This window comes from Photobacterium sp. CCB-ST2H9, assembly GCF_023151555.2.
GTDB lineage: Bacteria > Pseudomonadota > Gammaproteobacteria > Enterobacterales > Vibrionaceae > Photobacterium.
On sequence record NZ_CP100425.1, the window covers coordinates 1,465,865 to 1,486,686 of the forward strand.

Below are 20,822 nucleotides of genomic sequence, written 5' to 3' on the forward strand. Positions count from 1 at the left end.
AGTATATCAATCTTCAGTATAGGAACCGTTCACAGATGTGCGAATTGACTCAATAAAGCTCAGAATGCTTTGAATTCTGCCATTTGCAGAAAATTAAGTGATGATAGTTTACAAAGGGATCAGCGGCTGAACCGGCGCCATATTAATGACTTCACGCTTTGCGAACAGATCGGTGAGGATACGGGTTTCCAGATCGGTCGGAGGGCGTCGGGCATCGAGCAATAAAAATGAAGTATTGTCTGCGGCCGGGCGGGTGAGCGCATCCAGATCCACCACCGACAGCAGAGCGTGGAATTTGTGGACATAATCCCGGGTTTCCTGCGGCAGTGTGAGTTGTGTGAACTGGTGACTGCCGGCTCGCTTGATGGCGCGGCCGACGCGGCCTTCACCGGCATTATAAGCTGCCAGAGTGAGAGCCAGATTCTGATCAAATTTCTGATACAGAAAAGCCAGATAAGAGGTGGCAGCCTGTGTGCTTTTTGTGACGTCAAATCGTTCATCGTTGCCGGATTCGACCTGCAGGCCAAATCGCTTTGCTGTCGCTGGAATAAGTTGCCACAGGCCTGCAGCATTGGCGTGGGATATTGCATCGACCCGGAAGGTCGATTCAATCATCGGGAGTAGCGCAAGACTCTTTGGCAGCGCTTTCTGCCTGAGTACCTTTTCGATATCAATCAGGGTGTCACGGTGACGCAGGAGGTGGCTTTCAATGATTCTGCGATGGGGCAGTAAACGGTCGACCTGAACCTGAAGGGCATCAGCGCTGAGAGAAAAAGGGGTATCCGCCGGGCTGGCGAGAGCTTTGCCCGGAATGATAATCAGGGTGAACCATAAACATAAACCGGCCAGAAATCTTTGGCCGGTTTTCGATGTCTTGTACATCTTAATTTTGCATGAGTGCTGTCCCGTAATCCGGTTCACCTTTGAGCTGTCTGAGGACTTCGCCGTACGAAGCCGACAGATTGCCATTCACCTGATTTGTTTTCTGACAGGACTGGATTTGGGTTTCCAGTTGTTGCCAGCTCTGGCGGACCTTCATATTCAGCGGAGATGGCAGCCGTTTCAGCAAAATTGCCATACCGCGTTTGTCGCCCGGCAGGCCGAGCGACAGCAGCATGTCTGAGCGCTGTTTTGCGCTCTGCTGCAACTGGGACAGTAATGGCTCCTGCCGGCTGACCAGTTCAGTCAGGGCTGCGCCATTAAATTGCAGATAACTGGCTTGCTGTCGGATCATCAGTTGTCCGAGCTGCTGATAAGCATGCAAATCTCGGCGGATGCCCTGAATCAGCGATTTCACTACCTGCTGTTTACTCATATCGACCTCATTTGTGTCCGGTATGGAACTCAAGAATCGCGCTGGATAAAGTTTCGATGTCCAGTTTCAGATCGCCTTTCGCCAGTGCTGCTTTCACTGCACTAACTTTTTCCATATCGATCTCTGGCAGTTCAGCCAGCTCTTTCTGTGCCTGGGCAATCACCTGATTACTGGTGCTGATGACCGGCTCAAGACCTTTCGCTTTACCTGCGGTTTCTACTTGTGCCGGGCCGGATGGGCGCTGTGTTGAAGACGCCACTTGAGAATTAAATACTTTGTCAATTTTCATGAACTGATCCTGCTCGCTTTACTACCGCTAAATTTAGAAAAAGTGTTAAAAATGTTTCTTAATAGGGAAGGGCGACCACTTCCGCCGGAAATTAAAAAATAGTTTCAACTTTTCCGCGTTCGACAACGATGGCCTGAATGACCTTGCCAGAACTGATATTGCGGACAGAAATCTGTTCACCTTTAACGCCATTTTGCAGCGCTTCACCGGCCATGCTCGCGGCCATGCCATTTTTACTTGCAATAATCATGACACTTTCGCCTTCTTCAACCATCCACAAGGGCTGTAACTGAAGCGGACTGATGATCTGACCGCTGCGGAATCTGCGTAATGTCCGTTGTCCGAGTACCTCTTCAGGACGGGTCGCAAAGGCCTCTGCACGGCTGAGCGTAAGGGTTTGCGTTTTGAGCATGTCTGCTGTCAGTTTGGTAACCCGGCGAATATGCGTGGTCGCCACAATCACCGGCAGGCGCAGGCTGACCTGCACCGTGATGTTCAGTTTCCACGGCTGATCACCAGACTGACATTCCACCTGACGCCGTAAATAACCGACAGGCAGGTTCTGCTGATCCGCGGCACTGATATAGAGTGGGATCGGACAGGCCGGAAGATGTGTCACGGCTGACGGCACATTGATATCAATATCGGCTTTATAGTCCGGCCAGCGCTGACGGTTTGCATAACCGGCGATTTCCTGCTCGATTTTTGTCTTCACCCATCGGACCAGCTCAGTTTTATCCTGATTGTCTTTGCCGCTGCCCAGCGCTCCCGGGGCCAGCATCAGACTGGCGATGAACACCATCATTTTCCGGGTCAGGATACTGCTTCCCGATTTCCGCTTGCTTGCTGAAAAGCGGAAGTTCCGCTTCCCTTCCTCTTTGTAACTAATTGAAAAATAAGACATAAAAATTTGGCATGTTTCTTGTTTATAGGTACTGCGTGAATTCTGCGTAAGTGTGACCGAATTTAAGGAACAACAATGGCGATCAGTTTTGAAAATGCGCTGGGTGTTCATCCTGATGCGCTTAACTTCAGGGTACAGCGCAGCAAAGTATTGGCAAGCAACTTAGCAAATGTCGATACCCCTGGGTATCTCGCCAGAGACCTGGCGTTTGAAACCGTGATGCAAAACACAAGCTCACGTGTGGATACACCACCACCGGAAATGGCTGTGAGCGCGAAATACCGGGTGCCATACCAGAACAGTAAAACCGGTAACACTGTTGAGCTGGGCGTCGAGCAAGCCAAGTTTGCCCAGAACAACATGGATTTTCAAACCAGCCTGACTTTCATGAATATGAAGTTCAGCGGGCTGGCTAAAGCAATTGAGGGTCGTTAATCACTATGGCTTTTACGGACATCTACTCAATCGCTGGTTCTGCAATGACGGCACAAACCGTCCGTCTGAACACGGTGGCCAGTAACCTGGCGAACGCCGATGCAGTCGCCAGCAATCCGAATGATGCTTACAAGGCACTGAAACCTGTTTTTGCCACGGTTTACAGCCAGACACAGTTGTCTGCGGACAAAGATGTGTATCCGAATGCGGAAGTCCGCATTGTGGATGTTGTGAAAAGTGAAGGCAAAGTCGACAAACGTTTCGAGCCGAATAACCCGCTGGCAAACGATGAAGGTTACGTCTTCTATCCGGGCATTGATGTCGTTGCAGAAATGGCAGACATGATGTCGGCGACGCGCAGCTACGAGACCAATGTCGAAGTGCTGGCGAATGTGAAAAGTATGCAGCAGGGTCTGCTGCGACTGGGGGAAGGTAGCCGATGAGTCTCGCACAATACACCGCGCTGAACGGTGATTCACCAACCACAACAACGGGTTCAAACGGCGGCATTCAGTCCAACCCGGCCAGCGCGAACAGTGCCGATGCACTGCAAAATGAATTTTTGACGCTGATGGTTGCGCAGATCCAGAACCAGGATCCGCTGAACCCGCTGGACGGCACGGAATACGTTGGTCAGCTGGCACAGTTCTCACAGGTACAGAGTACCGAGAACATGTCCAAGATGATGCAAAACAGCATGGTCCTGATGGACAACATGCAAGTGCTGGCAACGGCCGGTCTGGTCGGTCAGACCGTGTATGTCGCAACCAACGAGATGACTTTGTCTGAAGACAGTGTCCAGAGCGGAAAAATCGAACTGGAGCATGCATCGAACCAGGTCAACCTGGTGCTGGAAGATGCTTATGGTCGTAAGACGAAAGTCCCGCTGGGTGCGCATGGTGCCGGTGATGTTGATTTTACCATTGATGCAGAAAAGCTTGGGTTACCGAAAGGCGACTACACCGTTTCTGTTGAAGTGCAAAAAGGGCAGGCTCAGCCAAACATGCTGCTGGCCGGCAAAGTTGAACAGGTCCGCGTGCCAAGTAACGGGGGCTCCGCCCTGGTGAACGTTGCTGGTGTCGGCAGTATTCCTTTCTACCAGATTAGCCAGTTCGGCAGCTGATTTTCATACAGGATAACGAGGATAACATGAGTTTTGATATCGCGCTGAGTGGCCTGGGTGCCACCAACACACAACTGAACACCATCAGTAACAACATTGCGAACGTTTCAACCACGGGTTTTAAGCAGTCCCGTACCGAGTTCGCATCAGTTTATAACGGCCTTCAGGCCGGTGGTGTGGAAGTTGCTGCTATCTCCCAGAACTTTGATAAAAACGGTTCTGTGTCCGGTACCGGCCGCTCTCTGGATCTGGCCATCGGTGGTAACGGTTTCTTTGTGACCACAGATACTTCAGGTCAGGTGGTTTACACCCGCTCTGGTGTGTTCAATACCGACAAAGACAACTACATCACCAGCAACACCGGCATGAAGCTGCAGGGTTACACCGTTGATGCCAACAACAACCTGCAATCCGGTGCGACTGGCGATCTGCAAATCAAGACGGCTTCACTGGCTGCACAGGCAACGGACCGCATCGACTTTGTTGCGAACTTTGACTCTCGCGTCAATGTTCCTGCAGTTGCGCCATTCAACATGGCTGACCACGACACCTACAACTCGTCTTACACCACAAAGGTCTATGACTCGCTGGGTAACCCGCACACCATGACGCAGTACTTCGTCAAGACCGGTGCAAACGCCTGGGATATTCACGTTTCTGTTGATGGTGCCGCACCAGGCGCAGCACAGGCCGTGACATTCAATACTGACGGTACGATGGCGACTCCGGCAGCGCCTTATAACGTTGCATTCAACCCGGCGGGTGCTGACCCGATGAGTGTTGATATCGACCTGCAGGGTACCACGCAGTTCGGTGCCGATTTCGGAACCAGCACCAACAACCCGAATGGTTACTCTTCCGGTGAACTGACGGGTGTTCGTGTTGAAGACAACGGCATGGTTTATGCGACTTACACCAATGGTCAGTCTCTGCTGCAAGGTCAGGTGATGCTGGCTGATTTCGCAAACCCACAGGCACTGGTGAAAGTGAGCAACACCGGCTGGCAGCAAAGCTTCGCTTCTGGTGCGCCAATCACGGGCCAGCCTGGCAGCGGTATTCTGGGCAGCCTGACACCTGGCGCGCTGGAAGGTTCGAACGTGGATCTGACCAGTGAGCTGGTGAACCTGATGACAGCTCAGCGTAACTATCAGGCGAATGCCAAAACGATCTCGACCACTGAGCAGCTGACTCAGGCGCTGTTCAACGCGATTTAAGGGTTAGGTCATGGATAGTTTGTTATACACAGCAACCAGTGGCGCCAGCCGGGTTCTGAGCGCACAGCAAGTGCGCTCGAACAACTTGTCGAATGCTGACACCACAGGTTTCCGTGCTGACATGGAAAGAGCAAGAAGCTATGCCGTGAAAGGGCATGGCTTTGACGGCAGCACCATGGTGGTCACCAACTCGGCTTCCACGCGTTTTGATGCAGGCGACATGGTGAAAACCGGCCGTAAATTGGATATCGCAATCAATGGCGATGGTTTCATGACGGTGCAGCTTCCGGACGGAACAGAAGCGTATACCCGCGCCGGTAACATGAAACTGGATCAGGAAGGCAACCTGACCATCAATGGCTTCCCGGTGATGGCTGAGGGTAACCCGATTGTCGTGCCTGAGTACCAGAGCATTGAAGTCAGCGAAACGGGTATGGTTTCCGTGATCCCGCCAGGTGGCGGTGCGGAACTGGCCGTCGGTCAGATCAAGCTGGTGAAACCGGAAATCAATACCGTTCAGAAAATTAATAACGGCCTCCTTCAGGCGCGTGACGGAAACAACTTCGCAGCAGATGCCACAGTGCGACTGGCACCGGAACATCTGGAAGGCAGTAACGTTTCCGCGATTGATGAGCTGGTCAGTGTGATGTCACTGACACGTAATTTTGAAATGCAGGTGCGGATGATGAAAACCGCAGAAAAACTCGCTCAGGCTGGTAACCGCCTGCTGCGCAACGGCTAAGAATAAGGAGAACTCGCATGCACTCTGCATTATGGGTCAGTAAAACAGGTATGGCGGCACAAGACACCAAGATGACCGCCATTTCGAACAACCTGGCAAACGTAAATACAGTTGGCTTCAAACGCGACCGCGTGGTGTTTGAAGATTTGTTCTACACCATTCAGCGTCAGCCAGGTGCGCCGGTTGATCAGGTCAATGAACTGCCGACCGGTGTTCAGCTGGGTAGTGGTGTCCGCGTTGTCGGTACTCAGAAAGTCTTCACACAGGGGAACACCTCAAATACCAGCCAGGAGCTGGATATGGCCATTCTGGGCGGCGGTTTCTTCCAGATTGAAAACTCTGACGGTGAGGTGATGTACAGCCGGAACGGTCAGTTCCACGTGAACTCTGAAGGTCTGATTGTGAACACTCAGGGTCTGCCTCTGGTTCCGCAAATCGAAATCCCGGACACGGCCACCCGAATCAGCATTGCTGTGGATGGTACGGTTTCAGCGCAGGTTGCCGGTGATGCGACCCCACAGGAACTGGGTCAGATCACGCTGGCGCAGTTTGTGAACCCGGCCGGTCTGGAAGCACTGGGCGGAAACCTGTATCGCCAGACAGAAGCCAGCGGCCAGCCAGATGAACTGGTTCCGGGTCTGGATGGCGCAGGCACCATTAAGCAGGGTGCTCTGGAAGGTTCAAACGTACAGGTTGTGGAAGAAATGGTCGATATGATCACAACGCAACGTGCTTATGAAATGAACGCCAAGGTCGTATCTGCGGCTGATGACATGCTGAAGTTCGTCGCACAGTCCATCTAATGCTTACACCGAAAGGAAATCCTATGAAGTGGCTGACTCCATTTCTCATGGTGTTACTGACAGGGTGCACATTGCGCCCTGAATTCACAACACCGAAACCAGATGATGAAGCTTTCGCGCCACCGGTACTGGATTACTCTCTGCCGCAAGCGACTGACGGCAGCCTGTACCGGAACAACTACATGATGACGTTGTTTCAGGACCGTCGTGCTTACCGGGTTGGTGACATTCTGACGATCATGCTGGATGAAGAGACGCAGTCGAGCAAGAAAGCAGACACCAAATATTCAAAAGATTCGGAAGTGGGCATCACGGCACCTGTGATCGGCAACTTTACCGCGACAAACCTTGGTGCAAGCATTGATGCAAGCCGGGCTTTCGACGGTTCCGCACAAAGCTCACAGGGCAATAAGCTCACGGGTGCGATTACCGTGACGGTGAATGAAGTGCTGCCGAACGGTGTGCTACGGATTCGCGGTGAAAAATGGCTGCGTCTGAATCAGGGTGACGAGTTCATCCGTCTGACCGGGATTGTCCGCGTGGATGATATTAACCGGAATAACCAGGTGTCTTCACTGCGGATTGGTGATGCGCGCATTACTTATTCCGGAAGTGGCGCACTGGCGGACAGCAACGCGTCAGGCTGGCTCACTCAATTCTTCAACAGTCCATGGATGCCGTTCTGATGAAATCTTTCAAAATCATTTTACTGTTCGTGGCCGTGGCTCTGTGGGGCGCACATTCAGTGTCTGCCAAAGCGTCGCCGGCCATGCCGATCATGGATCTGGTCGATGTGCAGGGCATTCGCGGCAACCAGCTGGTCGGTTACGGTCTGGTGGTTGGTCTCGATGGTACGGGTGACCGGAACCAGGTGAAATTCACCAGCCAGTCTGTGACGAACATGCTGCGTCAGTTTGGCGTTCAGATCAGTGAAGGGACAGACCCGAAACTGAAAAACGTTGCCTCCGTCAGTGTGACGGCGTTTGTCGATCCGATGGCAGGTAAAGGTCAGGAACTGAATATTGTTGTGTCGTCGCTGGGTGATGCGAAAAGTCTGCGTGGCGGTACGCTGCTGCTGACGCCACTGCGTGGTGTTGATGGCGAAGTCTACGCGGTGGCGCAGGGTAACGTGATTGTCGGTGGTGCGAGTGCTGAGGGCCTGAGCGGTTCGAAAGTCACCATCAATACCCCGACGACTGGCCGTATCCCGAATGGTGCGACGCTGGAACGTGAAATCCCGACCGACTTCAACAAGAAGCCGAATATCACCCTGAACCTTCGTACGCCAAGTTTTACTACGGCCAAGAACATTGCTCGTGCCGTCAACGGCACATTTGGTCCGGGTGTCGCAACGGCCATCAACAAAGCCAAGGTTGAAGTGCAGGCACCAATGGATACACAGCAGCGCGTTACTTTTATGTCGATGCTGGAAGAGCTGGTGGTTGAAGAAGGCCGCCGTCCGGCGCGTGTGGTATTTAACTCCCGCACCGGTACTGTGGTGGTGGGCAAAAATGTCACCGTCAGTGCGGCTGCTGTGAGCCACGGTAGTCTGACGGTCACCATCCGGGAAATGCAGGCGGTCAGTCAGCCGAATGCGTTCGCCGACGGTGAAACCAAAGTGGTGAATAACTCACTGGTGGATATTAATCAGGACGAAGCGCCGATGTATATCTGGCCGGAAGGCACTGAGCTGAGCACGATTGTCGATGCGGTGAACAGCCTGGGCGCAACACCGGATGATCTGATGTCCATTCTGCAGGCACTGCATGAAGCCGGCGCGCTGAATGCTGAGCTGGTGGTCATTTAACCTGACGGGGAAGGAGACACAATGAAAATTGATGGTCAGGCAAATGCCATGCTTTATCACGATAACAGTGCAGTGAACAGCCTGAAGTATCAGGCTGACAAAAAGCAGGCTTTGCATGAAGTTGCCGGACAGTTTGAAGCGATGTTCCTGCAGATGGTTCTTCGCCAGATGCGGAGCAGCAGCGATGTACTGGCTGCGGAAGACAGCCCTTTCTCCAGTAAGGAGCAGGGCGTATTCCGTGACTTTTATGACGGCCAGATGGCGATGGAAATGGCGAAACGTCAGAGTGCCGGAATTGCAGACATGCTGGTCAAACAGCTTGGACCCAAAGAGGCAATGGATACAAAACTGAACCGGGATCAAATTGCAGCCAATAACGCTTCTTTGATGCCAACGGGCAAGTTTAACGCCAACCAAAGCCAGGTCGCCATAAATCAAGAGCAGTTGAAGGCTGGCAAATCCCCTTCTGCGATCAGCAGCATGGCATTTCAGCAGCCGCTAATTTCTAAGATTGATGCGAAGAAAATGGAGCGCGGATCTTAATGAGTATTATCAATATTGCGTTATCCGGTTTGAATGCAAACCGTGCTGGACTTGACGTTACCGCGCAGAACGTTGCCAATGTAAACACACCGGGATACAGCCGTCAGCAGGCTATGTATGCTGCGGTCGGCCCGGGTTCGCCAATGGCGAACTCGGCTGGCCGTGGGGTGGAAGTCACCGGTATTCGCCGCGTGTCTGACGAATTTGTTGTGAAACAAACCTGGGCAACTCAGAGTCAGGCATCATATAACTCTCGCTATCTCAGCAATATGTCACAGCTGGAAAGCATTATGGGTGCCGACAGCTTCAATATCTCAATGGGTTTAGACAACCTGTATGCAGCGCTGAATGATGCTTCGGTCAAGCCAGAGTCTGCACCTTTGCGTCAGCAGATTATCAGTGAAGCGGATGCGCTGACACGCCGTTTTAACACGCTGTCTGAGTCCTATTATTCACAGCATAAAGACCTGAGCGATCAGCGTACTGCGGCCGTTGAACTGAGCAACAGCCTGCTGGTGAATATCGCAGATGTGAACAAACGTATCGTCGAGATGAGTGCGACCAGTGGTAACCCGTCGCACTTGCTGGATGAGCGCGATGCGCTGATTGGTCAGTTGTCTGAAATGATGTCGATTAAAACCAATATGCAGCCGGATGGCAGCATGCAGGTGACGCTGGCATCCGGTCAGCCGCTGGTGATTGGTGATCAGGCTTCGCAACTGAAAGCCGTTCCAGACGCAACAGACCCGTATCTGGCGGATATGGAAATTGACTTTATCGGTCAGCGTTTCCCGATTAACGGTGATATTGGCGGTGAACTGGGTGCGATCAGCGACTATCAGGTGGATACACTGCTGCCATTCCGCGAATCACTGGATGACATGGCGGTTGCGATTGCAGATGCATTCAACAATACGCTGGCCACGGGTCAGGACCTGAACGGTAACGCGGGTCAGCCACTGTTTGCCTACGATCCGACCAGCCCGTCTTCGAGCCTGAAAATTACAACGCTGCAGCCAGATGAGTTGGCACTGTCTTCCGATGGTACACCGGGTAACAGTGATGTACTGACCTCGCTGATCGGCCTGAGTAACCAGACTTTTGCGGTGACAGGTTACGGCAATACTTCTATCAGCGATGCCTTTACTTCAATGGTTGGCGATACCGCGATTAAAGCCCGTCAGGTGTCTTCAGACGCCAAGGCAGCAGATAGCCTGAATTCACAGGCTATTGCCGTGAAAGAAAACCTGAGTTCAGTGAACAGTGATGAAGAAGCTGCAAACCTGATGGTCTTCGCAAACGCCTATCAGGCGAATATGAAGGTGATCAGTACTGCGAACAATCTGTTCGATACCGTGCTCGCAATGTTTTAAGGAATGACTCATGCGTATCAGTGATACTCAATTCAGCCAGATGATGCTCGCCAGCCTGAACAAAAATAACGTTGGTCTGGGCGAAGTGATGCAGCAAATGTCGACCGGCGACCGTCTGACCAAACTGTCGGATGACCCGATCGATTCCATCAAAATGCTGAACCTGAACCGCGAAGGCAGTGCCCTGATTCAGTATCAGGACAACATCGCCAACGTGAAGACCACGCTGTCAAGCCAGGAAGCGTATTTAAGCACCTCCAGTGAAAGTTTGAGGAGTTTACGTGATCTTGTGCTATGGGGTGCAAACGGCACCATGACAACCGCAGATCGCCAAGGCATTATCTCTGAGATGGAAAGCCTGAAAGATGGCATGATTGCCACCTTTAATGCACAGGATGAAGAAGGGATTTACCTGTTCTCAGGTACCCTGACCAGTACCCAGGCGCTGACCGATACCGGTGCGGGTTATACGCTGAACGGCAACACTGACAAACGTCTGGTGACTGTTGCGAAAGGCGTGACTATGGAATCAAACGTGACCGCTCAGGAGCTGCTGAATTTAGGCGGTGGTGCGACGGTTTTCCAGAAGATTGATGATCTGATCGCTGAGTTCCAGGCACCGACTGCAAACTTCCGCACGGAAGTGGATGCGACTCTGGCTGCGATCGATGACACCTATGGCAATGTGCTGGGCGCAATGACCGACATGGGTGGTCGTCATAACAACCTGGATCTGATGTCCGATGGCCATGCGGATAACAAGTTGTTCGTCGACAAGGTTGAAGGTGATCTGAAAAATCTGGATTACGCGGAAGCCTCTGTGCGACTGAGCAATTATTTGTCTGCGCTGCAGGCGACTCAGGCCAGCTTTACCAAAATTAACGATCTGTCATTATTCGATCGCTTATAAGGAAGAGAGAACACTATGGTGAACTCTACTGCAGAGATCCGGCAACAGTCGGTATCTCTGCTGAAAAATGACAAAGCAACGATTGCACCACCGGCTCCGGCCGGTGGAACTGTTTCCGCGATACAGGAATATCAGCCTGCGGCGCGTCCGGCTGTGGTCCAGAATGGGTACGCGACAGCCAGCGAACTTTTTTCTCAGGGACAGCAGCAGCTAACACGCGGGCAAATTGCTTATCAGGGCCTGGTGAGTGTCGGCCGTGATCTGCAAGGAATGAAAAAAATCCTGACGCAGATGCTGGGCAGCTCAACGGCTGTCACGCAGGGACGTATCGATCAGCTCCAGCGTCATCAGAACAATGTCAATCAGACGCTGAATGGCAGCCGCTTTGACGGTGATCGTGTTCTGAATACGCAGCTTGAATTTCAGTCGAAGGGTGAACCGACGCAAAGCTTTACGGTAAACGGACTGAACCTGGTGCGTCAGCGCCAGCAAAGCGAGCAGCTGCAACTGAGCATTCCGGACCGAGGCACCGCCTTGCTGACGATGGATGCGACGAAGACTGATCGTCAGTTGTCACAGATGATCGACAAAGCAGTGATCCCTCTGGGTTTACGTGCAGCCGCGACCGATAAAGGCGAGGTGATTTTTTCTGCACGTCATTCCGATTTTCAGGCGATTGGCAACCATGTAACCATCAGCGGCCAGGGGCATCGTTACCCGGCCGGGCAACCCAACCGGATTAAACTGCAACCTGAACCGCAGGGCATTGAAAATATGGCGCTGAAGCTGGCTGACGGGGAACAAATCCGTCACACCATGCGTCAGGTCAATCAGGGGTTGCAACAGGTACAAAAAGGGTTGGATCAGCTCAGAAACTTCCAGGCGGATGTCGACAGCAAAGTCGGCAAAGCGATGGCGGTTCAAAGTACAGATCATATTGACGAGAAGCTTCAAACGATCCGGAGCAACCGTTCGTTTGCCGCAACCTATCAGGTGGTAACCGCTCAGGCGAATGTCCATCGTCATACGGTCGTCGCGCTGCTGAAGTAGCGGTGTTGCTGAAACACCCGGAAGCGGAAATAAAACTTCCGGTTCAAAACGGTCTGCAATGCAGGCCGTTTTTTTATCTCTACCTCCCACTTGAATCAGCCTGTTCTTGTGAGGTCTGAATGGCGTCTTTTCTGCCTGCCCAGATTCTAATTCAGAAAAGGTTAATAAAGCTGAAGACGTGTCGCCTATAACACAGTGTGTACGGTGTTTGATTGCACATTCATCGGCTCAGTTCAAAAAACTCACGATTGTAAATTGAATCAATCATAAAGGTTAGTTGGTATGACAAATTATATGAATGTAATTAAAAATTACGTGAATTTTTCCGGCAGAGCACGCCGCGAAGAATATTGGATGTTCTGGCTGACAAATATAGTCGTGAATATTGTGCTGGCCGTGATTGGTGTCCTGACTGAGACGGCTGATGTACTTTTCGTGTTTTATTCACTCATTATATTCCCGCCGTCTTTAGCCGTGACCATTCGTCGCTTACATGACAGCAATCGTAGCGGCTGGTGGATTCTGTTTACACTTGTTCCTGTGATTGGCACCATCGCTGGTCTATATTTCATGGTTGTAGACAGTACACCAGGTAAAAATGATTTCGGACCGAACCCGAAAGGTATCACTGCCTGAGTTGAATCTCTTTGAAATAAAACGGTTGTGATGCTGCTGAGGCGGGCAACTGTTTTATATTGACCGCACCATGAAGGAAATAGAATGAAGTGTACGAGTTGTAAACAAGGGGCTTTAAATCCCAGCTTTATTGAAGGACAGTTCAGAGCCCATACCTGTTCTCACTGTGAAGGTAATTGGATCTTGATTGAAGATTTCGTCGCCTGGAAAGACAGAAATCCCGACTATCAGTTTTCAGATGATATCAGTTTCGAGCAAGAAGCTGCTGACACGAAGAAAGCATTGTTGTGCCCGGTCACCGGCACAATTATGAATAAATTCCGGATTTCTGCTCAGAACGATCACCGGGTTGATTACAGTGCAGCGGTGGGCGGGTTGTGGCTCGACCGTGGCGAATGGGAGCTGCTGAAAAGCGAAGGTTTAGCGGGAACTTTGAATGCGGTCGTGACGAAGCAATGGCAGCACCAGATTCGTGAACAAAGTACCAAACAGAACTTCAGCGATATCTACCGGGATAAATTCGGAGAAGAAAACTACGCCCAAGTGAAAGCTTTCCGTGAATGGCTGCAACAGCAACCACAAAAAGCGGATTTACGCGCTTATCTTCTGGCGGAAGAACCGTATTCAGCCGAGAAGTAAACACAAATTCATTTTTGAGTTCAGCGGGTTATTATTCCCGCTGATTTTTCCGAATTCAATTTCATTGATGACGTTGTCATGAATCATCGTTTGGGTAAGAAATATGAAAAAGATGATCTACATGGCTTTTATTCTGGCCATGGGAAGTGCAAATGGCTCGCTGGAAAAAATCGATGTTTTTCAGGGCCAGTGGCAGGAAGGCTGGGAAGGGATTGATAAAAAAGTCGAAGGTGATTTATCGATTTTTGGTGAACAAGGCATATTTCGTTCAACATCGCCTTATTACGGCTATGCAACAGAACAGAGTTTCAGTTTTGGTTCTGCCGGTCGTCCAAAACCAATTGAAGGCAGCGTGTTTCTGGGGGTAAACGGTGATGGTAACCAGTCTACATTCACATTTAATCAACCCGTTACCCGGTTTGGGGGATATTGGGCGTTCACATCTTGTTGTGCTTCAGCGCCTTATATTACCTTTGAAGCATATACAGCAAGTGGCGAACTGATTGATACGCTAACTTATCGTCATGATGAAAAAAAGTTTGGCGCAATGATGCAATGGGTCGGATTTGAAAGCAGCAAGGCCATGGGGTCTGTTGTATTAAAAAGCGACTTTTTCGTTGCAGATGCGTTGCAAATTGCACCTTAACTATATTTATATTTGAGCAGGAAAAGACGTATGTCAGATGAAGTCAAAAAAGTCACCCGTGAAAAGTTTAAACTCAGCCTGCTGATTCCATTTTTAATGAGTTTTATTCTAGGCAGAGTTTCTTATAACCATATTTTAGAAGCCAATGCGAATGACTTCTCAGATGAACGCATGCTCATCTATGTCCTGGCTGCTTGTAGTGGTGTGATGTCATTGATTATGGCGATCGCTGTGATTCGTGGTGTGCTGATCCTGCAAGGTGTCATTCAAGGTAAAGTAGAGTTTGTCGAGGAATAACAGAAATTTTTCTGTACTGATTGATGGACTGATTTCAAGTCAGAAACTGAGAAAGGGCGCCGTGATGCAACAATCAAGCATCGTGGTGCCCTTTCTTTTTTCTGTTAGGTTACGATAACTTTTAAAATCAATTCGATGGGGGATTTAAAGCATTGCTTACCAGGTTGAATCAGCTCTGGCATTGTCACATTGGTCATTTCAACGGTTCAATTCTCTTTCTTATGATTGTTACTTTGTATTCCAGCACAGATTCATAAATTAAATAAATACGTTTAGTAATACCGTGCTGCTATCCGCCTATATTGTCTGCTAATTGAACATATTTTCTGACACGAGATTTGATTGTCAGGGGCGGTAGCGTGCTTGTGTGACTGTGCCCGGCTTGCATATGGCATTGAACATATTCAACCGAAGGGGGAATGCTATTAGACAACATGTTGGAACAAAGTAGTCTTGCCCGAATATATGAGTCAGTTTGAATAATGGTAAGCTATCTGTTTGCAGTTTAGTTTGAAGAATATGACTTACAGAAGCAAATTATTCATGCTTGCTCAAGGTGATATCGATTATAGAGGTGGAAATATCAATTAATTATTGGGTTTAAAAATTCATTTTTCATTAAAAAACTTATCTTAACTCGATATTTTATCTGCCTGATTGGAAATGATGAAGTCCGGAATAAGAAAAGAGTAAGATGTTTTTTAATGCGACGTTCTCAATTTTTCATTTGAATAAAATATTTGTGGTATATTATGAGTGACAAAAAAATAATGTTTGGACCAATTATTCATTTATTCTCAATAGGTTTGGCATGTGTTGGGGCTGCTTTGAATGCGCAAGCGATGTTGATTTACCTAATCGTCGTAAAGTTGATATATGCTATTGTTGTTTCTATTGCAATTGATGGTTGGAAAAAAGGTGAGACTACATTAGTAGAAACTTCTGAAACTCGTTGGAATATTAATATCCATGGTATTCCCATTACCGAGTCAAGAAGCTCTTTATTTAATTTACATTGTAAGAGTGAGCAAGAACTCAGAAGGAAATATTTATTGATGATTTTACCAAAGGCTATGATTATATTTGGTTTGACAGTATTGTCAGGTATAAATGTTTATGAAAATCATGAATTAATAATGCTTTCGCCAGTTTATTTTATTTTTGTCTTGGTGGCTATATTCATGCTTATAAAGTTATACCAAGTTTCGAAAGTACTAATGGGTCTTTTTTCTGGGGAATGGTATTTACATAGTAAAGATTTTGGAAGTGATACATATTACTCTGCATATTCCATGACACCAGGCGCGTTGGAACCATATTTATCAAAAGTATTTGATTGAGTTTGTTAAAAAATCCATAAATGGTAATGACTGAAATGTTTATGTTTTTCATGATAAAATACGGTGAATAAAATAGATCATGAAGTCAAAACTATTATTCTGATGTATTACATGGTCATTACTTGAGAGGCATAGCCAGTATACGTTGAAAAGCGTTCTCAACAACAGGACTTTGCAGCATGCGGATAACATGAACGCTTACACAATAGTTCTGAATTGTCTGATGTTTTTTATGAGTTATGTCAACACGTGTTGGAGACATATCCAATAAGAGCTGGCAGTTTTTGGTATGTAAATTGGCGTAGGAGAGTGAGTTCCATGATCTACCTTGTGCTCTATGTTGCATTTACAGCTAGGATCAAAAGCTTAATCGAGCTTTGTTGTCAGCTAGAACAGTTGAGCCAATGGTGCTACTTGTCTAGAATGCACCTTTTGATAACTATTATCAGGTCATTATGATGAGCGACAACAACTCGAAACCAGCTTTACCAGATCATCTGGCAGGTAACCCGCGCAGCCCGCATTATGTGGCAGAGTGCTTTGAACACGCGATTGGCATTCGTTTAAATGGTAAAGAACGTACCGATGTTGAAGAATACTGCATCAGTGAAGGCTGGGTGAAAATCGCATCACCGAAAGCGAAAGACCGTTGGGGCCAACCGATGCTGATCAAGCTGAAAGGTGAAGTCGAAGCATTCTACAAGTAATGTTGCACCTTTAACTGCTCAATAAAGTACATAGAGTTTTATCAGGCTCTATGTACTATTCTTTAAATCATTTTCTCGCAATCAGGTTTTACATTTCTCGGAGAATATGTGCGGTGATGAATTAATTTACATTAAATGTTATTTAAAGGTTATATGAATATACAAAAAAGTATCTATTATCGAAAGCCGAACATTACAGGATCCAATTGGGTTCTGGTATCAATTAAATTTGGTCAGACATTAGCAAAAGGTGTCGCTGTTATAAAAATAATTACTGCAGATAACGTTGATTCGAAGTTGAATTTTGATCTCAATCAATATATAGAAGAAGTCATTTTTGGGGTGAAAATTGCCAATGAACAATATGGTGGCGATCTTGAAGTACAAGAGATTGAAGTTATTCCGAGTGATTCTCCAAGTAAAGGACAGGTATTAACTACTGCTTATGATATTGCCAAATATGTATTGATGAATGAAAATCAATGAAAATAAATCAGCCAGTATGGTATCTCTCGACACAGCATGGATATTGTCCTTTATGTGAGGACCAATCTTGATTAGTCTTCATTTCTTGCACGCAATGTAGAACAGTTTATCTACAATGTGATGAATACCATACTTTTTATGCTATGCGCCTATTCACTGTATGTAAGTCAGAATTTACTTGTCCTAATTGTGGTGAGAAAATTGAAGATGCTAATCCAGCGACATCTCAGCAAATATTAGCATCTGGTTTTACTAAAAATGACTATTGTTAATCGATAGTAAATCCTTTCAGAAGAGATGCTTCTGTTAAGTGTTTCAATTTTCTATGACTTTAAAAGAAAATTTCCAAAGATTTATACAGATATTATTCGAGTGAAGAGATTCATGAATAAAGAAATTACAAAGATATCAAAGTACTTGAGTTTCATTCTACGACATAAACCAGAATCAATTGCTTTAGTTCTTGACCGTAATGGTTGGGCTTCGATTGACGATTTAATCAGACTTTCTCAAGATATACAGTTGTCCAAAGAACTATTAGAATTTGTTGTTGCAACAAATGACAAGCGTCGATTCGTGATTGATGAAACGGGTACAAAAATCCGGGCAAATCAGGGACACACGATTCAAGTTGACTTGGATCTCACCGCCACAGAGCCTCCTGGCCAACTTTTTCATGGAACAGCTGAGCAAAATGTGAGCTCAATATTTAACCACGGACTAGTGAAAGGCGAAAGACATCATGTACATCTAACTGAGTCTATTGAAATCTCTGAGACTGTTGGCAAACGATACGGTAAACCAGTTATATTCAAAATTGATTCTGAACGAATGCATACAGATGGATTTTTATTCTATAAAACATATAACAATGTATGGCTGACAGATATTGTTCCAGCAGAATACTTAGAACAGATTTAAATTATAGTCAGAAATGGTTTTTATGTGAATTGATTATTTCTGTGATGCTTTATGTGTACATCCATCTTGCTAAGTCTGTGTGTTTTTGTATGGTTCTACCTGATTCTGTATGCCAATTATCGTCAAGGGTTCTGATGTGATAATTTAAATCTCTCGGTTTGATTTTTCGAGATGTAGCTTATACTAAGACGTTAGATAAAATCAGGGAGAAGATTTCATGTCTGAAGCATTATTCGGTGGATGTCAGTGCGGCAAAATCAGATTTGTTGCACATAGCCTTTTAGACAACCCGCATGTTTGTCATTGCCGGATGTGTCAAAAAGCAGTGGGGAATTTTTTCGCCGCTTTAGTCGGTGTTCCATTATCAGATTTTTCCTGGACTCGGGGGCAGCCTTCCGTGTTCAGAAGTTCTGAATTTGTCGAGCGTGGGTTCTGTTCAAACTGTGGGACGCCACTATTTTTTAAACATGACAAGAATAAGCATATTTCACTCTCAATTGGTTCCTTCGATGAACCGAAGAAAATCCCGTTGAAATTTCAGTTAGGTATGGAGAATCGACTTCCACAGGTTGACCAGCTTCGTGAGCTCAAAGATTACGGGACAACTGAAGACAATGATCCCGATGGATTTCTTGCCATAAAAGTGTCAAACCGTCAGCATCCTGACCATGAGACAACCGACTGGCCAGAAAAGTGAAGGATAAGAAAAACTTAAGGTTCCTGAATGACCATAGTCAGATGTCCGTCTTCATCGGAGTCAGAAATGTACAAGATTGTTTGTATACATGACCACACTGGCGGCCTGGTGGAAGGCATCAACTATATCCACGCGATTTGGGGCGGGCCAGATAATTATGCTTTCTATGCTGATGCAATTTCGAACTCAGAGAAAGATATGAAGCGCATTCCGCAGTTCTTTTTACTGCTCTGTGGGCAAGAGATCGTGGGATGCTTTGGTCTGATCATGAATGACTTTATCAGCCGGCATGATTTATATCCCTGGCTCTCGAGTGTGTATGTTTCCCCTGAGCATCGGGGACAACGCTTATCCGGGAGAATTTTTGAACATGCCAAAGCAATTGTAAAAACAATGGGATATGAAAAGTTATATCTCACAACCGGACATGATGGTTTGTATGAAAAATTTGGCTGGCAACGAATCGAAGACGGCTATGATCTTCATGGAGAGGCGAGCCGGATTTATCAGATGGTGCTTTGAGATGCCTGTACACCATTGAAATTGAGGCGCTTGCATCATCGTTCGTTGTATCGCAAGGAAGATAAATGGATGACGAATGACAGTAATGATCGGGTACAAAAAGAAATTGATGATCTGTACCGCAATCAAGCCCGTAAAGTGTATGCAACCTTAATTCGATTGCTGGGCGATTTCGAACTTGCGGAAGAGGCACTTCATGATGCTTTCAGTGCCGCGCTGACGCAGTGGCGACAGGAAGGAATTCCGGACAACCCCAGTGCCTGGCTGGTTTCTGCAGGCCGCTTCAAAGCGATTGATCATTTGCGCCGTCAGAAACGCCAGGGTGAGATTCTTTCAGAACTGCTCGAATCCCCGATCGATTCACCCGTGATATCCAAAAGCAGCGAAGACTCGCGCGAACCGGATGCCGATGTGATTGAAGACGATCAGCTGCGTCTGATTTTTACCTGCTGTCATCCGGCGATTGATCCTAAAGTGCAGGTTGCGCTGACACTCCGGGAAGTCTGTGGCTTAACCACGGAAGAAATTGCCAGCGCCTTTCTGACAACGCCATCCACAATGGCGCAACGCATTGTGCGAGGGAAAGCCAAAATCCGTGATGCCCGGATCCCCTTTCAAATCCCGTCTAAAAGTGAACTGCCGGACAGAATTGAGTCTGCACTGTCTGTGATTTATCTGGTTTATAACGAAGGGTACTCCGCCTCTGCGGGGGAGCATGTGATACGGTGCGAGCTGACGGCAGAAGCGATTCGCTTGGCGCGTTTAATGCTGTCTTTGTTACCGGATGCTGAAGTCTCTGGTTTACTGGCACTGATGCTGCTCACCGAATCCCGTCGGCCAGCCAGAACGGATTCGGATGGCGACATCGTTCTGCTTGAAGCGCAGGATCGAACCTTATGGGATGTGTCCCTGATTCAGGAGGGGATAGCATTGGTCCAGAGCGCTCTGGGGACCCGAGATTTTGGTTACTACACGATTCAGGCTGCAATCGCTGCCGTCCATGCTCAAGCGACGGATGCTGACAGCACGGACTGGCAGCAAATCGTGTCACTTTATTCTTTGCTGCTTCAGGTCGCACCATCTCCCGTGATTGAACTGAACAAGGCCGTTGCTGTGGCGATGTGTGAGGGGCCTCAGGCTGGTCTGGTTTTAGTTGAGCGTCTGCTGGCGCAAAAAGTCCTGCAACAATATCATCTGACTTATGCGACCTACGGAGAATTGTTGAGTCGGGCTGGTCGAAATCAAGAGGCGATTGCGGTATTTGAACACGCTTTGAGCCTGACCCAGCAAGTTCCTGAGCAACGTATTCTCAAGCGTAAACTGGCGGAACTTTCCTCATCGAAATAAAAAAGTGAAATTTTTTTTCACGCGCTGTCGATTTCACGAATCTCCACTCGACTATTGTGTAGAGAGCAGAAAGGAG

Annotated in this window: 27 protein-coding genes; 23 read left to right on the forward strand and 4 right to left on the reverse strand. The window is 47.9% G+C overall.

Annotated elements, in window-relative coordinates; translation table 11 throughout:
- Window positions 1–108 precede the first annotated feature (108 nt).
- From L4174_RS06930 to flgA, 4 genes are all read right to left on the reverse strand, one after another.
- Window positions 109–882, reverse strand: a complete 774-nt coding sequence (locus L4174_RS06930) for a lytic transglycosylase domain-containing protein (RefSeq protein ID WP_248139809.1) — start codon at window positions 880–882, stop codon at window positions 109–111.
- A gap of 1 nt (window position 883) precedes the next feature.
- Complete coding sequence (gene flgN, locus L4174_RS06935; RefSeq protein ID WP_248139810.1) at window positions 884–1,315, reverse strand: flagellar protein FlgN; 432 nt, start codon at window positions 1,313–1,315, stop codon at window positions 884–886.
- Window positions 1,316–1,322: 7 nt separating this feature from the next.
- Window positions 1,323–1,604, reverse strand: a complete 282-nt coding sequence (gene flgM, locus L4174_RS06940; RefSeq protein WP_248139811.1) for a flagellar biosynthesis anti-sigma factor FlgM — start codon at window positions 1,602–1,604, stop codon at window positions 1,323–1,325.
- Between the two features lie 91 nt (window positions 1,605–1,695).
- A complete protein-coding gene (gene flgA, locus L4174_RS06945) occupies window positions 1,696–2,508 on the reverse strand; it encodes a flagellar basal body P-ring formation chaperone FlgA (RefSeq protein ID WP_248139812.1) in 813 nt (270 codons plus the stop codon).
- A gap of 75 nt (window positions 2,509–2,583) precedes the next feature.
- Here flgA and flgB point away from each other — a divergent pair, with 75 nt between their 5' ends.
- The 23 genes from flgB to L4174_RS07060 all read left to right on the forward strand — a co-directional run bounded on the left by flgB (window position 2,584) and on the right by L4174_RS07060 (window position 20,746).
- On the forward strand, window positions 2,584–2,943 hold the full coding sequence (flgB, locus tag L4174_RS06950) for a flagellar basal body rod protein FlgB (protein ID WP_248139813.1): 360 nt from the start codon (window positions 2,584–2,586) through the stop codon (window positions 2,941–2,943).
- A 5-nt stretch (window positions 2,944–2,948) separates the two neighbouring features.
- The gene (flgC, locus tag L4174_RS06955; RefSeq protein ID WP_248139814.1) at window positions 2,949–3,386 is read left to right on the forward strand and encodes a flagellar basal body rod protein FlgC; all 438 of its coding nucleotides are present in this window, start codon (window positions 2,949–2,951) and stop codon (window positions 3,384–3,386) included.
- Window positions 3,383–4,066 (forward strand): flagellar hook assembly protein FlgD, encoded by a 684-nt coding sequence (gene flgD / locus L4174_RS06960; protein WP_248139815.1) that lies wholly within the window; start codon window positions 3,383–3,385, stop codon window positions 4,064–4,066. The genes flgC and flgD overlap by 4 nt, the downstream gene beginning before the upstream one ends.
- Window positions 4,067–4,092: 26 nt before the next feature.
- Complete coding sequence (gene flgE, locus L4174_RS06965) at window positions 4,093–5,280, forward strand: flagellar hook protein FlgE (RefSeq protein WP_248139816.1); 1,188 nt, start codon at window positions 4,093–4,095, stop codon at window positions 5,278–5,280.
- Between the two features lie 10 nt (window positions 5,281–5,290).
- Window positions 5,291–6,022 carry a flagellar basal-body rod protein FlgF gene (flgF, locus tag L4174_RS06970; protein WP_248139817.1) on the forward strand — a complete coding sequence of 244 codons (732 nt, stop codon included), beginning with the start codon at window positions 5,291–5,293 and terminating at the stop codon, window positions 6,020–6,022.
- 17 nt (window positions 6,023–6,039) lie between these two features.
- Window positions 6,040–6,825 (forward strand): flagellar basal-body rod protein FlgG, encoded by a 786-nt coding sequence (flgG, locus tag L4174_RS06975; RefSeq protein ID WP_248139818.1) that lies wholly within the window; start codon window positions 6,040–6,042, stop codon window positions 6,823–6,825.
- Between the two features lie 23 nt (window positions 6,826–6,848).
- Window positions 6,849–7,511 (forward strand): flagellar basal body L-ring protein FlgH, encoded by a 663-nt coding sequence (gene flgH / locus L4174_RS06980; protein WP_248139819.1) that lies wholly within the window; start codon window positions 6,849–6,851, stop codon window positions 7,509–7,511.
- Window positions 7,511–8,632, forward strand: a complete 1,122-nt coding sequence (locus tag L4174_RS06985) for a flagellar basal body P-ring protein FlgI (RefSeq protein ID WP_248139820.1) — start codon at window positions 7,511–7,513, stop codon at window positions 8,630–8,632. Before flgH ends, L4174_RS06985 begins: the two co-directional genes overlap by 1 nt.
- A 21-nt stretch (window positions 8,633–8,653) precedes the next feature.
- Window positions 8,654–9,175, forward strand: a complete 522-nt coding sequence (locus L4174_RS06990) for a rod-binding protein (protein WP_248139821.1) — start codon at window positions 8,654–8,656, stop codon at window positions 9,173–9,175.
- A complete protein-coding gene (flgK, locus tag L4174_RS06995; RefSeq protein ID WP_248139822.1) occupies window positions 9,175–10,548 on the forward strand; it encodes a flagellar hook-associated protein FlgK in 1,374 nt (457 codons plus the stop codon). The genes L4174_RS06990 and flgK overlap by 1 nt, the downstream gene beginning before the upstream one ends.
- 10 nt (window positions 10,549–10,558) lie before the next feature.
- Window positions 10,559–11,458, forward strand: a complete 900-nt coding sequence (gene flgL / locus L4174_RS07000; RefSeq protein WP_248139823.1) for a flagellar hook-associated protein FlgL — start codon at window positions 10,559–10,561, stop codon at window positions 11,456–11,458.
- Between the two features lie 15 nt (window positions 11,459–11,473).
- Window positions 11,474–12,508: a flagellin gene (locus tag L4174_RS07005; protein WP_248139824.1), complete on the forward strand. Its 1,035-nt coding sequence runs from the start codon at window positions 11,474–11,476 to the stop codon at window positions 12,506–12,508.
- 282 nt (window positions 12,509–12,790) lie between these two features.
- Window positions 12,791–13,144 carry a DUF805 domain-containing protein gene (locus L4174_RS07010; RefSeq protein WP_248139825.1) on the forward strand — a complete coding sequence of 118 codons (354 nt, stop codon included), beginning with the start codon at window positions 12,791–12,793 and terminating at the stop codon, window positions 13,142–13,144.
- An 84-nt stretch (window positions 13,145–13,228) separates the two neighbouring features.
- A complete protein-coding gene (locus L4174_RS07015; protein WP_248139826.1) occupies window positions 13,229–13,783 on the forward strand; it encodes a zf-TFIIB domain-containing protein in 555 nt (184 codons plus the stop codon).
- Between the two features lie 103 nt (window positions 13,784–13,886).
- Window positions 13,887–14,429, forward strand: a complete 543-nt coding sequence (locus L4174_RS07020) for a hypothetical protein (RefSeq protein ID WP_248139827.1) — start codon at window positions 13,887–13,889, stop codon at window positions 14,427–14,429.
- A 30-nt stretch (window positions 14,430–14,459) separates the two neighbouring features.
- Window positions 14,460–14,726, forward strand: coding sequence for a hypothetical protein (locus L4174_RS07025; RefSeq protein WP_248139829.1), 267 nt, complete (start codon window positions 14,460–14,462; stop codon window positions 14,724–14,726).
- 752 nt (window positions 14,727–15,478) lie between these two features.
- Complete coding sequence (locus L4174_RS07030) at window positions 15,479–16,066, forward strand: hypothetical protein (protein WP_248139831.1); 588 nt, start codon at window positions 15,479–15,481, stop codon at window positions 16,064–16,066.
- 458 nt (window positions 16,067–16,524) lie between these two features.
- Window positions 16,525–16,773: a DUF3297 family protein gene (locus L4174_RS07035; RefSeq protein WP_248139833.1), complete on the forward strand. Its 249-nt coding sequence runs from the start codon at window positions 16,525–16,527 to the stop codon at window positions 16,771–16,773.
- A 153-nt stretch (window positions 16,774–16,926) separates the two neighbouring features.
- Entirely contained in the window at window positions 16,927–17,259 is a 333-nt protein-coding gene (locus tag L4174_RS07040; RefSeq protein ID WP_248139835.1) for a hypothetical protein, read from the forward strand.
- A gap of 384 nt (window positions 17,260–17,643) precedes the next feature.
- Entirely contained in the window at window positions 17,644–18,180 is a 537-nt protein-coding gene (locus L4174_RS07045; RefSeq protein ID WP_248139837.1) for an RNA 2'-phosphotransferase, read from the forward strand.
- Between the two features lie 217 nt (window positions 18,181–18,397).
- Complete coding sequence (locus L4174_RS07050) at window positions 18,398–18,877, forward strand: GFA family protein (RefSeq protein ID WP_248139839.1); 480 nt, start codon at window positions 18,398–18,400, stop codon at window positions 18,875–18,877.
- Window positions 18,878–18,943: 66 nt separating this feature from the next.
- Complete coding sequence (locus L4174_RS07055; RefSeq protein ID WP_248139841.1) at window positions 18,944–19,399, forward strand: GNAT family N-acetyltransferase; 456 nt, start codon at window positions 18,944–18,946, stop codon at window positions 19,397–19,399.
- Between the two features lie 69 nt (window positions 19,400–19,468).
- Window positions 19,469–20,746, forward strand: coding sequence for an RNA polymerase sigma factor (locus L4174_RS07060; RefSeq protein ID WP_248139843.1), 1,278 nt, complete (start codon window positions 19,469–19,471; stop codon window positions 20,744–20,746).
- The last annotated feature ends 76 nt before the right edge of the window (window positions 20,747–20,822 follow it).